Genomic DNA, 12788 nt, shown 5'->3' with positions numbered 1-12788 from the left:
GTCATGGCCCCGATGAGATATGACAATGATTGCAGCAATTCGCGATCCAGTTCAACCGAGCCTTATATAGGGCACGTCCTTCTTCGCGACCTCGTCCAGCGCCTCCTCGTAGTCCGCATCGGCGTAGCGCATGACGCCAAGCGCCGTGTCGTTGGTTAGCGCGTGATCCAGCCGCTCGTCGGCGGCATCGGTGCCGTCAGCGATGACGGTGACGCCGCAGCTGGTCATGTAGCCGGCATATCCGCCGCCGCCGGAATGGACGACGACGAGGTCGGCCATCGAGGAGCAGAGCATCATCGCATCGATCAGCGGCCAGTCGGCAATCGCATCGGAGCCGTCCTTCATCCGCTCGGTCATGATATTGGGGTGCGCCATGGCGCCAGCATCGAGGTGGTCGCGCGAGAAGGCGACAGGCCCTTCGAGTTCGCCGCTCGAAACCAGCGCATTGACGCGCCGTGCCAGCATAGTGCGTTCGCCGTGGCCGAGCCAGGCGATGCGGGCCGGAAGCCCCTCGAAGGGCACATGCTCGCGCGCCAGGCGGATCCAGTTGGTGATGATCTTGTTGTCGGGAAACATTTCGAGCAGCAGATCGTCGATGCGGGCGATATCGCTCTCCTCGCCTGACAGCGCCATCCAGCGGAACGGCCCGATCGCCCGGGCAAATAGTGGCCGGAGATAGGCTTCCGTGAAGATCGGGATGTCGAAAGCGTTGGTGACGCCGCCCTCCTTCGCCTGTGTGCGGATCAGGTTGCCGTTGTCGAAGACTTCGGCGCCCTTCTTCTGGAATTCCAGCATCGCATTGACATGCTCGACGATCGAGGCGCGGCTGGCCGCCATCAATTGCCCCTGGCCGTCGTCGCGCAGCCCCTTGACCTGGTCGAGGTTCATGCCCTTCGGCACATAGCCGTAGACGAGGTCGTGCGCCGAGGTCTGGTCGGTGACAATGTCGGGCACGATGCCGCGCCGGGCGATTTCCGGATAGACCTCAGCCGCATTGCCGACGAGCCCGACGGACAGCGCCCGCTGGTCCTTCACCGCCCTATCGATCATTTGAAGGGCGGTATCGAGATCGGGTGCGATCTCCTGGAGATAGCCGATCTGCTGGCGCTTGCGGGCACGCTCCGGATCGATGTCGACGCAGAGGATCGCCGCACCGGCCATGCGGCCGGCGAGCGGCTGCGCCCCGCCCATGCCGCCGAGGCCGGCAGTCAGCACGAAGCGGCCGGCGAGATCGCCGCCAAAGCGACGCTCGGCAATGCGCATGAAGATCTCGTAAGTTCCCTGGATGACGCCTTGGCTGCCGATATATTGCCAGGCGCCGGCCGTCAGCCCACCCCAGCAGATCAGTCCCTTGCGCTGCAGTTCGTAGAACACCTCGGCCTTTGCCCATTGCCCGACGATGTTGCAGTTCGCCATGATGACCAGCGGCGCCTTGGCATGCGTCCGCACCAGCCCGATCGGCTTGCCGGACTGGATGAGCAGCGTCTGATCCTCGTCCATCTCGGTCAGCGCCTTGACGATGCCTTTATGCGCCGCCCAATTGCGGGCAGCCTTGCCGAGTGCGGCATAAACGACCAGGTTTTCCGGATCCTCGCCGACAGCAAGCACGTTTTCAAGCAGCCGCAGCAGCGCCTCCTGCCGCCAGCCCTTGGCGCGCAGCTCCGGCCCGCCGGGAATCGGAAATTTCGGATGACGTGGATTGGCCTTCGGCATCGTTGGTTCCTCGCTTGGTTCTCTGCTTTTTCCCTTCTCCCCGCTGGGGTAGAGAGAATGGCGTCACTTGTCCGGCAGCGATTCCACATAGGCAAGCGCAGCATCGAGCAGACGCCGTCTCAGCGCATCGTCACCGTAAACCTCGGCATTGGCGCGCACCCAGCCGTGCATGACCCGCTCGCCCATCAGCATCTGGATTACGCCGGGCAGCGCCAGTGCCCAGCCGTCATTGCCCTTGCCGAGACGGACCAGCAGGCTGTCACTGCGGGCGCCGCAGAGAAGGTTGCCGTTCAGCAGGAAGGCCCAGCCACCGAACATGGATTTTTCGGCTAGGCCCGGCCGATCGCCGAGTTCCTCGCGCAGCAGTTCTTCCAGTCCCCGATCGCGCGCCACGGCTCAGGCCCTCGCCGCCAACGCATAGCGGGCGATCTCGATCCCCATCGCCTTCTCGACGACGGGATAGACGCTCGGATCGAGCACGCTTGCCGAGAGCGGAATGATCTCCATCGGCACGTGCAGGATGAAGACCGGCATGCCCTCGCGCAGCTGGCCGACGCTGAGCGGCTCGCCCTCCGTCGACAGCGTGGTGATGACGGCGGGGAAGGTGGCAAGCCGCCCGCCATCGGCATCGTCGACCGCCATATATTCGTTCATCACATGCAGCGTCACCGATTTCTCGCCCGCGCCAACGCGGATCGTGCCGATGTCGAAGGCCTCCTTGGTGTAGACGACCTCTTTGCGGGTGATGGCGCCCTCGGCGAGGATATGTCCGCCGGTCGTCTTGCAGATCGCGTCGATAACGGCAGATCCGCCGCGTTTCTCCGCCGCGATGATCGCTTCGCCGAGCGCAAGCGCCATCGAGATGCCGCCGAGCGCCGCATGGCTGCGAACGTAGGACGCCCGAAGCGGATTGCGGCAGCTGGCGATGAAGCCGCCGGATTGATCGGCGGCGGCGCGCAGCACCGGCGAGATCTTCGCCGTCGCCCCTTTCACCACCAGCTCGATATAGCGGTTCTCCGCCCGGTTGCCGCCGACCGCGGTCTGGATCATCGGCTCGGGCGATCCGGCCATGCCGATCGAGCCCATATCGCCTGTCGGATGCGCGCGGATATCGCCGACCGCGTCGACCACCTTGGTGCCGAGGATAGCCGACGGCAGCCAGCCGTTCAGCGTCGAGGATTTGCCGTTCTGGCCGATGATCAGCCCGGAGAGTTTCTCGCCCAGCGCCTCCTGTAAGAGCTGCACTGCCTTCACATAATCGATGCCCTGCATTTCCCAGGGGGTGGTCGAGGCTGGCGCGCCGATCGCCGCTGCCGTGGCGATCCAGTCCTCGTCCTGCAGCTCGTCGATCGAGACCAGCTCCGGCTTGCCGACATTGACGGCGGCATAACCGAGCATGCGGCCATGATCGGCCCAGCCGCCGCCGCCGGCGGCATAGACGGAGCCGCCCTTGACGGCGGCTTCCACATCCTTCTCAACCAGTATGCGCCCCATTGGCCGTCTCCTCGTTCAAAGCCTTATCCATCTCGCGCACTGCTTGGAAAAGCACGGCGGCGCCGAGCGCAATATCGTCATTCTCGGCCCATTCGTCGGCGGAATGGCTGCGGCCTTCCCGGCAGGGCACGAAGATCATCGCCGCCGGCGCCACCTTGGCGATCCAGGCCGTATCGTGTCCTGCACCGGAGGCCATGCGCCGATGTTTTGCGCCGGCGCGTTCGCAGGCAGCCTCCAGCGTCGAGAGCAGGCCGGCATCGCCGGGTGTCGGCTGATTGTCGGAAACCCGGTTCGGTGTCCCGATGGTCACGCCGTAGGCTGTTGCCAGCTTTTCGACATGGCCGTCGAGCCAGCGGCAGAAGGCGTCCATGTCGGCGCGGATTTCGGCGCGGCCGTCGATCAGCAGCACCACTTTCGACGGCACGACATTGGCGGCATTCGGCTCGATCCGGAATTCGCCGACCGTCGCGGCGAAATGGCCTGGCGTCCTGGCAAGCTCGGCGGCGGCATTGCGGATGTCGAGCACCAGCTGCGAGGCCGCCACCAGGGCATCCGCCCGCCGGTCCATCGGCGTCGTGCCGGCGTGGTCGGCGCGCCCCTCGACGGTGATCTCGATCCGGGTGATGCCCGAGATCGCGGTGACGATGCCGATATCCTCCCTTCCGGCTTCGAGCACCGGGCCCTGCTCGATATGCAGCTCGAGAAAGCCTGCTATATCCGGCCGCTTCTGCTGCGCCAGCACACCTGGCCTGCCACCCACCTCAGCGATGCCTTCGGCAAGGTCGCGCCCATCGCTGACCCGGGAAAGCCAGGCCTCCGGCAATTGCCCGGTCATGCCGCGGCTGCCGATGCAGGAGACGCCGAAAATGCTGACCTCCTCGGCAAGGAAATCGACGATTTCGAGATCGTGGTCAAGTTCGATAGCCTGGTCGGCGAGCGCGCGCGCCACCTCCAGCGCCGAGATCACCCCGGCAATGCCGTCGAAGCGGCCGCCGTCCGGGACCGTGTCGGAATGCGAGCCGAGCATGATCGTGCCGAGCCAGGGTTTGCGACCGGTGCGCCGGCCGATCAGATTGCCGGCGGCATCGATCCGGGTTTCCAGCCCCGCCGCCTTCATCCGCGCCTCGATATAGGCCCGGCCGTCGAGGAAGAGCGGCGAAAAAGCCCGCCGCGTCCAGGGATGCCCCGGCTCGGTGATTGCGGCGAGCGCCTCGATATCCCCGGCGATCCGTTCTGCATTGACGGGCAGATTACGGTTCATGCACCGCCTCCCGCAATGACCTGGCGTGGCAGCGGCCGGATGAATTGCCCGGTGCCAGGCTCGGCCAGCACATTTCCGCCTTCGGCGATCTTTTCGCCGCGAAGATAGGTGGCGGCAACGGTCCAGGGCAGGCGAATGCCGTTGTAAGGGCTCCAGCCGACGATGTTGTTGCCGCTTGCCGACGCGTCATAGACGCTCTCCGTCGGTTCGAGCACGGTGATATCGGCATCCTTGCCCGGCGTCAGCGCCCCCTTGATATGGTCGAGCCGGAAATGCCTGGCCGGATTTTCCGCCATCAGCCGGACTGCCCAGGTCAAGGGAATGCCACGTTCGATCGCGCCTTTGACGAAGAGCGGCACCAGCACCTCGAGGCCGGGAACGCCGGAGGCGTTGGCAAGCATATCAGGGTTGGTCTTGCGGTTTTCCGACCAGCTGACGTGATCGGTCGAGACCAGCCAGACATCACCGTCGGCCACTTTCCGCCAGAGCTTCTCCACCTCGGCGCGCGGCCGCAGCGGCGGATTGATCTTCGCCTTGCCGCCGAGGCGCTTCACGTCGTTTTCCTCGTCGAGCGTCAGATAGTGAATGCAGCATTCGACGGTCGCCGCAAAGCCGTCGCGGCGATAGGCGCGGGCGATGTCATAACCGCGCCCGAGCGAGCAGTGCACCACATGGGCCGGGCAGCCGGTGTTCGCACCCGTTTCGAAGATCGTGTGCATCGCCAGCAGTTCGGTAATCGCAGGCCGCGACAGGCCATGCGCCCGCCAGTCGGTGATACCGCTCGCCTTCACCTGCTCCATATAGCTGCGCACCGCCTCGTCATCTTCATTGTGCACACCGGCCGTCAGCCCGGTCGGAGCGATTGCCGCAAAGCAGGCGTCGAGCAGGGCGGGCGGAATGCGCGGAAAACGCTTGGGGTCGGTGCCGAAGGTCGAGAATTTGAAGGCCGCAACACCGGCCTCGACCATCTCGGCAATTCGCGCCGGGCCTTCTTCCGGATCGATGGTGCCGTAAAGTGCGAAATCGACGCGCGCCTGCCTGCCGGCATGCTCGATCTTGCGTTTGACCGCCGCCGCCGAACAGACGAGATCGCCCTCGTCATAAGGCATGTCGACGATTGTTGTCACGCCGCCGGCGGCTGCCGATCGCGTCGACCAGATGAAGTCCTCCTGGTTCTTCTGGGACAGCGAATGCACCTGCGCGTCGATCGCGCCGGGCATGATCAACGCTTTGCCGAGCAGATGGCGTTCACGCGCCGCAGGCGGCACGCCGAGGCCGACCTCGGCAATCTTACCGTCGTGCACGGCGACATAACCCGCTTCGAGAATGCGGTCCGGCAGCACCACCGTGCCCTGCAGAACGAGATCGAAATCCATGCCGATTCCCTTCCTAAGCTGAAATCAGAGGCTCCTGGCGGGTCAGCCGTTCCTCGATGCGATCCAGCGAGCCGAGCGCGAAGAAATCGTCGAAGGACGCGATCGGAACCTGCTCGGTCAGCTTCGAGAGGAAGTCGTCCGAGCCGAGCTCTTCCTCGATCGCCTCCACCTCCGCCGAAAGCGGCCGGTCAACGATATAGAAATCTGCATGTTTGCGCACCACCTCGTAGAGCATGGCGGCCACACCCTTCGGTTCGTCACCGAGGATGTCGATCGCCTGGGCCGACAGCAGCGCTTCGAGTGCTGCCAGGCGCTTCAGCGCCTGCATCTGCCGCTCGAAGCGCTCGATCACCAGCGGCAGGAAGGCCGCCTCGTCCTCCAGCCCGGCCGCCACCACCAGCGATTGCGCCGAAACCGGATTGGACATCGACAGCACGCGCGAAAAAATCTCGCCGGCAAGCTTGATGATCGGCCCGAAACCGGTGGCGATCCGCCCCGGCGGCACGAGATTGACCGGCAGGTCGCGCCGCTGGCCGTTGCCGAGGATAACGCAGCGGTTGAAGGCGTTGCGCGCCGCATGCGCCATGCAGAGTGCTGCCGATTCGAGCAGGATCGTCACATCGAGCGGCAGTGACCCGCCCGACGTCATTACCCGGCCCTCGACCACGACGGGATTGTCGTCCGAACGCCCGGTGGCCGCAAGGATCTTATGGCCTGTTGAAAGCAGGTTTTCGATCACGGCGCCGAACACCTGGGCGATCATCCGCAGGCTGAGCGGATCCTGCACGTGCGTTGCAACTGGCCAGTTCCAGTCGTCGGAAGCATTGCAAAGCCAGGCGCCGATCAGCGCCTCGCGCGCCGTGCCGACATGGCGGACCGCCTTCCAGGGATCGCGGGAGGCGCCGAGCGCGCCGGCAGCCATCATCGCCGTCGCCAGCAGGATACGGATCGAGGCCGCCGCATTGCGCGTCGTCTCCGCCGCCGCCGCAAAGCTCACCGCATTGATGCTGAGCGAGGCGAGGCTGTCGCGCGGCGCCATCCGCACCGGCTGCAGGCCCGCCGCCCGGAAAGCCTCTGCCGCCTGCATCCGCTGGCCGCGATAGACTGCTTCGCCGACGCCGGTCAGCACCGCGCCGATCTGCCCCATCAGCCCGATATCGGCGCAGCCGATCGAGCCGGTGCGGCGCACGACCGGGATGAGATCGGCTTCGAGCATGGTGATATAGGCCTGGATCAGCTCCGGCGTGCAGCCGACCTGGCCGGTCAGCGCCGTGTTGACGCGGATCGCCATGGCATTGCGCACGACGTTGCAGGAAAACGGCGTGCCGGTGCCGAAATGATGGGCGCGCACCAGGCCGAGATTGAACGTGTCGAGCTCGTCGGCCGACCACTCGACATCCTTCATCGCGCCGACGCCCGTCGTCGAGCCATAGACCGGCATGCCGGAGGCAATCGCATCCTCGACGATCTCGCGGGCGATCGCGATGCGGGCCATGCCGGTCGCCGAAGCCGAAATCGTCGCCTTGCCTGCACCGATCGCCGCCATCTCGGCAAAACCGAGCGGTCGTCCGGAAAGTTCGATGCCAGGGCGTTCGTGCTGCATGTGCCGTATCTCCTAAACTGCGAGACTAAGCGAGCCCTCCCTAAGATGGGATATCCTAAATGCCGAACACAGCATGTTATCGAAAGGCAGTCAGCTCAGCATCCAGGCAATATAGAGAAGCGTCAATGCGATGATCCACAGCGCAATCCTGGCCGAACGGTTATGCCGCGCCTCGGCCTTGCCGATCGCTTCGGCGGTCTCAGCGTCGAAACGTAAGCCGTGTTCGCTCATATGCAGGAGCTGATGGTGGAATTTTTCGGTCTTTGCTGCAATTTCCGGCACGGCTTCGGCGAGCTTTACCGCCGCCTTCAGCCCGTCCTTGAGATCGGTGGCGATCCGCTTCGGGCCGAGATTGGTTCGGATCCAGTCCCCGACGACGGGCTCGGAGGCCTTCCACATGTTGAAGCGCGGATTGAGCATGCGCGACACGCCCTCGACCACGACCATGGTCTTCTGCAGCATCACCAATTCCGGCCGCGTCGCCATGTCGAAGAGTTCGGTCACTTCGAACAGCAGCGTCAAGAGCTTGCCCATCGAGATCGTCTCGGCCGGCTGTCCGTGGATCGGCTCGCCGATCGCCCGGATCGCCTGGGCAAAACTCTCGACATTGTGGTGTCCCGGCACATAACCCGCCTCGAAATGCACCTCGGCAACGCGGATATAATCGCGGGTGATGAAGCCATAGAGAATTTCGGCGAGGAACCGCCGTTCCTTTTTGCCGAGCCGCCCGACAATGCCCATGTCGACGGCGACGATCATGCCGTCCGCATCCACGAAGAGGTTGCCGGGATGCATGTCGGCATGGAAGAAACCGTCGCGCAGCGTATGGCGCAGGAACGACTGGATCAGTGTATCGGCAAGCAGGTTGAGATCGTGGCCGGCTGCCCGCAGGCCCTCGACATCGGACATCCTCGTGCCGTCGATCCACTCCATGGTGATGACGTCGCGGCCGGTGCGCTCCCAGTCGACCTTCGGCACGCGGAAACCGGGATCCCTCTCGGTATTTTCGGCGATTTCGGAAAGTGCTGCCGCCTCCAGGCGAAGATCCATCTCCACTTTCGTCGTCTGTTCCAGCGTCTTCGTCACCTCGACCGGCCGCAGCCGCCGGCTGGAGGCCAGGAAACGCTCCTGCATATAGGCGACGAGATACATCGCTTCGATGTCATGGGCAAAGCGCTGGCGCACGCCCGGCCGCACGATCTTGACGGCGACCTTCTTGCGGCCTGCTGATGTCTCGACCTCGGCCGGATGCACTTGGGCGATCGATGCGGCGGCGATCGGATCGCCGAAGCTCGCATAGAGCTCGCCGATCGGCCGTCCGAGCGAGCCTTCGATATTGGCCTTGGCGGCAGCCGAGGGAAAGAAGGCCATCCGGTCCTGAAGCTGCGACAGGTCGTTGGCGAATTCGACGCCGACGACATCCGGCCTCGTCGCCAGGAACTGCCCGATCTTCACATAAGAGGGGCCGAGCCGCTCGACGGCCTGCGCCAATCGGTCGCTGCGCTTCTGATGCCGCGCCTTGCTCCGCTCGAATATCGTAATGAAGGATTTGGCAAGCGCGATCGGCGCCGGCAGGCCTTCGGAAGGAAGCGCCGACACGACGCCCTCACGCACGAGCACCCAGCCGACGCGCCAGAGGCGGAAATAGGCTCCGAAAGTGCTCATGCGGCAGTGCCCCGCCGAGGGAGGTCCGTGTTTCTTTTCTTCATTCCCTCAGAGCTTCCAGCCGGAATGCAGCGCGGCAATGCCGCCGGTATAATTGGTGTAGGTGACGCGGGAAAAGCCGGCCTGGCGGATCATCGCCGCGAAATTCTCCTGGTTGGGGAATTTGCGGATCGATTCGACCAGATACTGGTAGGGTTCGGCATCGCCGGTGATTGCCTTGCCGAATTGCGGAATGGCATTGAACGACCAGGCGTCATAGATCTTGTCGAGAAGCGGCATGTCGACTTCGGAAAATTCCAGGACCAGCAGCCGACCGCCGCGCTTCAGCACGCGATAAGCCTCCGACAGCGCCGCATCGATCCGGGGCACGTTGCGTATGCCGAAGGCGATCGTATAGGCGTCGAAGCTGGCCGCCTCGAAAGGCAGTTCCTCGGCATTCGCCTCGACGAAGGTGAGATTGCCGGAAAGCTTCTTCTTTTCGGCCCGTTCGGCGCCGACGCCGAGCATCGAGCCGTTGATATCGAGCACGGTCGCATGCGCCTGCCGGCCGGAAGCCTCGACGATGCGGAAGGCGATGTCGCCAGTGCCGCCGGCAACGTCGAGCACCTTGTAACCCGGCTCCTTGCGCGGGTTGAGCGCCGAGATCATCGCATCCTTCCAGGCGCGGTGCATGCCCATCGACATGACGTCGTTCATGATGTCGTAGCGCTTGGCGACCTTGTGGAACACCTGGTTCACCAGGCCCTGCTTGTCGCCGCCCGGCACCTCGCGGAAGCCGTAGGAGGTCTCCATGCCGCCATCGGCGGAGGTGCGGCTTTCTGACATCAGGCTGCTCCATTCCTTGAAGATCGCTGCGGCGGCCATAGCGAAAGACCGCGCGCGACGTTATCACTGGGCCGCGCTCTCCGCGGCACTCTGGCGCTATAGCGCACATCGTCGTCGGTTGAAACACGTTAGATATAGATGGGTTAAGATGCCGGAATTGCCAGAAGTCGAAACGGTCAAACGCGGCCTGGCGCCGGCGATGGAGGGGGCTCGCATCGCAAGGCTGGAGCTGCGCCGCGGCGATCTGCGCTTCCCCTTTCCCGACGCTTTCGCCGACAGGGTTTCCGGCCGCACCATCGTCGGGCTCGGTCGTCGCGCCAAATATCTGCTGGTCGATCTCGACGACGGCAATACGCTGATTTCCCACCTCGGCATGTCCGGTTCTTTCCGTGTCGAGGAGGGTGGCGCCTCGGCCACGCCTGGCGAATTCCACCATGCCCGCGCAAAGGACGAGAAGCACGATCACGTCGTCTTTCATCTCGAAGGTTCAGGCGGCCCGCGCCGCGTCGTCTATAATGATCCGCGCCGTTTCGGCTTCATGGATATGGTGGGGCGTGCCGAGCTCGCTGGCCATCCCTTCTTCCGCGATCTCGGCCCGGAGCCGACCGGAAACGAGCTTGGCGCCGCCTATCTGGCCGAACGCTTCCGCGACAAGGCGCAGCCGCTGAAAAGCGCGCTGCTCGACCAGAAGAACATTGCCGGTCTCGGCAATATCTATGTCTGCGAGGCGCTGTGGCGCTCGCATCTTTCGCCGATCCGGGCCGCCGGCACGCTGGTGACACCAGGCGGGCGGCCGAAGGCACAGCTTAGCCTGCTCGTCGCCGCAATCCGCAACGTCATCGCCGATGCAATCGCCGCCGGCGGGTCGTCGCTGCGCGACCATATCCAGACCGACGGATCGCTCGGCTATTTCCAGCATTCCTTCTCCGTCTATGATCGCGAAGGTCAGGCTTGCCGCACGCCCGGCTGCAGCGGTACGGTCGCCCGTATCGTCCAGGCGGGCCGCTCCACTTTTTACTGCGCCACCTGCCAGAAATGAGAGAGAACCGGGAGAACAGCATGGCCTATGAGACCGTGATCGTCGAAACCCGAGGCAATGTCGGCCTCATCACGCTGAACCGCCCGCAGGCGCTGAACGCGCTGAATTCCACCGTGCTGAAGGAATTGAAGCAGGCCTATGCCGCCTTTCACACCGACGAGGCGGTCGGCGCCATCGTGCTGACCGGGTCCGAACGCGCCTTTGCCGCCGGTGCCGATATCAAGGAGATGCAGCCGCTTGCATTCGCCGATATCTATAAGAGTGATTTCATCAGCGGCTGGGACGAGGTTGCCAAGGCCCGCAAGCCGGTGATCGCCGCCGTCAGCGGCTTTGCGCTCGGCGGTGGCTGCGAACTCGCGATGATGTGCGATTTCATCATCGCCTCGGAGACGGCGAAGTTCGGCCAGCCGGAAATCACCCTCGGCGTCATTCCCGGCATGGGCGGCTCGCAGCGGCTGACGCGCGCCGTCGGCAAGGCAAAGGCGATGGATCTGATCCTGACCGGCCGGATGATGGATGCGGCGGAGGCCGAACGCTCGGGACTCGTTTCGCGTGTTGTGGCGCCCGATCGTCTGCTCGACGAGGCTTTTGCCGCGGCCGAAAAGATTGCCTCGCTGTCTCAGCCCTCGGTCCTGATGGCCAAGGAGGCGGTCAACCGCGCCTTCGAGACGACGCTGGAGGAGGGCTTGCGTTTCGAACGCCGGCTGTTTCACAGCCTCTTTGCCACGGACGACCAGAAAGAAGGCATGGCGGCCTTTGTCGAGAAGCGCAAACCGGCTTTTAGGCACCGCTGAATGCTTTTCGGCGGTTCCCGCGGCAAAGCTTGAAAATCCGCGTTGACGTGGGCCGGCTTTAGAGTTATATGCCCGCCCACGGTTCGGAAAGCCGGTTTGGTTTTCCGCGATTGCTCCCGCATTGCTGGATTTTGTGGCCGCAGGGCCCGCGGTAATGGCGGAGTTTGTTCGAATTCTTGAGAGAGGCATCCATGGCCAATACAACTTCGGCGAAAAAAGCGACCCGCAAGATCGCCCGCCGTACCGACGTCAATAAGGCTCGTCGCTCGCGCGTTCGTACTTTCGTTCGCCAGGTCGAAGAGGCTATCGCATCCGGCGACGCCGCCAAGGCGAAGGAAGCTTTCCTGGCGGCTCAGCCCGAGCTTGCCCGCGCCGCCAGCAAGGGCGTGCTGCACGCCAACACGGCATCGCGCAAGGTCTCGCGTCTCGCCGCTCGTGTGAAGGCTCTTTCGGTCACCGCGACCGCGTAATCTTCCGTTAACGCCTTCATCTTTATGATTAGCCCGGTAATTTTACCGGGCTTTTTCGATTCCGCCGATCAGCTCCTGTATGGTTAATCTCACGACTGTTTCGTGTCAGCACCATGACAGGAAAAAACGTTTAAAAACAAAGACTTGCGCAAGGATGCTTCGACGCTACGCGACTCTGCCCCACGCTTGCGGAACCAGGGGGGAGTCAAGCAGATTTTTATTTTTTTTCTTTCCATGCGTGTCAAAATAGCCCGAACGGGGAATCTCCTTGATTCAAAAGCGATTCTTTTTTGACGCTGGTGTGACGCCCGAAAAGGGCCGGCGGAGTCAATGCCCGCTTCTTAATTTTGCGTAAAATTCATCGTTGATATTGCCTTTTGATCCTGCCTAAATGGCCTCCAACAAAGGGCGCGGACATCACCTGCAGAGGCTCGGTCTTAACTGCCACGTCGGCAGGGCGATAAGTTTGTGCCATTTGTTACGGGGCCTTGCGCTTCCGTTTTTTCAAGCACTCGACGGATTTGGGCCGTAACGTGGCTGTTACGGGC

General features: G+C 63.6%; 11 protein-coding genes. 3 read left to right on the top strand and 8 right to left on the bottom strand.

From position 1 onward, the window contains the following. Positions 1 to 51: 51 nt before the first annotated feature. The 8 genes from ertB to ubiE all read right to left on the bottom strand — a co-directional run bounded on the left by ertB (position 52) and on the right by ubiE (position 9937). On the bottom strand, positions 52 to 1713 hold the full coding sequence (gene ertB, locus ATY29_RS30785; RefSeq protein ID WP_097533691.1) for a thiourocanate hydratase: 1662 nt from the start codon (positions 1711 to 1713) through the stop codon (positions 52 to 54). A 63-nt stretch (positions 1714 to 1776) separates the two neighbouring features. After that, positions 1777 to 2106, bottom strand: a complete 330-nt coding sequence (locus ATY29_RS30780) for a TfoX/Sxy family protein (RefSeq protein ID WP_003570850.1) — start codon at positions 2104 to 2106, stop codon at positions 1777 to 1779. Positions 2107 to 2109: 3 nt separating this feature from the next. Further along, positions 2110 to 3207: a thiohydantoin desulfurase gene (ertC, locus tag ATY29_RS30775; protein WP_097533689.1), complete on the bottom strand. Its 1098-nt coding sequence runs from the start codon at positions 3205 to 3207 to the stop codon at positions 2110 to 2112. Continuing rightward, the gene (locus ATY29_RS30770; RefSeq protein WP_097533687.1) at positions 3188 to 4468 is read right to left on the bottom strand and encodes a Zn-dependent hydrolase; all 1281 of its coding nucleotides are present in this window, start codon (positions 4466 to 4468) and stop codon (positions 3188 to 3190) included. The genes ertC and ATY29_RS30770 overlap by 20 nt, the downstream gene beginning before the upstream one ends. After that, positions 4465 to 5844, bottom strand: coding sequence for a hydantoin-5-propionate amidohydrolase (gene ertD / locus ATY29_RS30765; RefSeq protein WP_097533685.1), 1380 nt, complete (start codon positions 5842 to 5844; stop codon positions 4465 to 4467). Before ertD ends, ATY29_RS30770 begins: the two co-directional genes overlap by 4 nt. 13 nt (positions 5845 to 5857) lie before the next feature. After that, on the bottom strand, positions 5858 to 7447 hold the full coding sequence (locus tag ATY29_RS30760; RefSeq protein WP_003570844.1) for an aromatic amino acid lyase: 1590 nt from the start codon (positions 7445 to 7447) through the stop codon (positions 5858 to 5860). 90 nt (positions 7448 to 7537) lie between these two features. Then, positions 7538 to 9112 carry a 2-polyprenylphenol 6-hydroxylase gene (gene ubiB, locus ATY29_RS30755; RefSeq protein ID WP_025417614.1) on the bottom strand — a complete coding sequence of 525 codons (1575 nt, stop codon included), beginning with the start codon at positions 9110 to 9112 and terminating at the stop codon, positions 7538 to 7540. A gap of 48 nt (positions 9113 to 9160) precedes the next feature. Further along, positions 9161 to 9937 carry a bifunctional demethylmenaquinone methyltransferase/2-methoxy-6-polyprenyl-1,4-benzoquinol methylase UbiE gene (ubiE, locus tag ATY29_RS30750; RefSeq protein WP_003570840.1) on the bottom strand — a complete coding sequence of 259 codons (777 nt, stop codon included), beginning with the start codon at positions 9935 to 9937 and terminating at the stop codon, positions 9161 to 9163. 148 nt (positions 9938 to 10085) lie between these two features. Here ubiE and mutM point away from each other — a divergent pair, with 148 nt between their 5' ends. The 3 genes from mutM to rpsT all read left to right on the top strand — a co-directional run bounded on the left by mutM (position 10086) and on the right by rpsT (position 12240). Then, the gene (gene mutM / locus ATY29_RS30745; protein ID WP_003570839.1) at positions 10086 to 10976 is read left to right on the top strand and encodes a bifunctional DNA-formamidopyrimidine glycosylase/DNA-(apurinic or apyrimidinic site) lyase; all 891 of its coding nucleotides are present in this window, start codon (positions 10086 to 10088) and stop codon (positions 10974 to 10976) included. Positions 10977 to 10996: 20 nt separating this feature from the next. After that, positions 10997 to 11770: an enoyl-CoA hydratase gene (locus tag ATY29_RS30740; protein WP_003570837.1), complete on the top strand. Its 774-nt coding sequence runs from the start codon at positions 10997 to 10999 to the stop codon at positions 11768 to 11770. 191 nt (positions 11771 to 11961) lie between these two features. Further along, positions 11962 to 12240 (top strand): 30S ribosomal protein S20, encoded by a 279-nt coding sequence (rpsT, locus tag ATY29_RS30735; RefSeq protein WP_003570835.1) that lies wholly within the window; start codon positions 11962 to 11964, stop codon positions 12238 to 12240. Positions 12241 to 12788: the final 548 nt, after the last annotated feature.

Origin of the sequence: Rhizobium hidalgonense (assembly GCF_002914525.1) — a bacterium.
Lineage (GTDB): Bacteria > Pseudomonadota > Alphaproteobacteria > Rhizobiales > Rhizobiaceae > Rhizobium > Rhizobium hidalgonense.
Note: the sequence above shows the minus strand (reverse complement) of the source record. Positions and strands in the feature narration are given on the sequence as shown.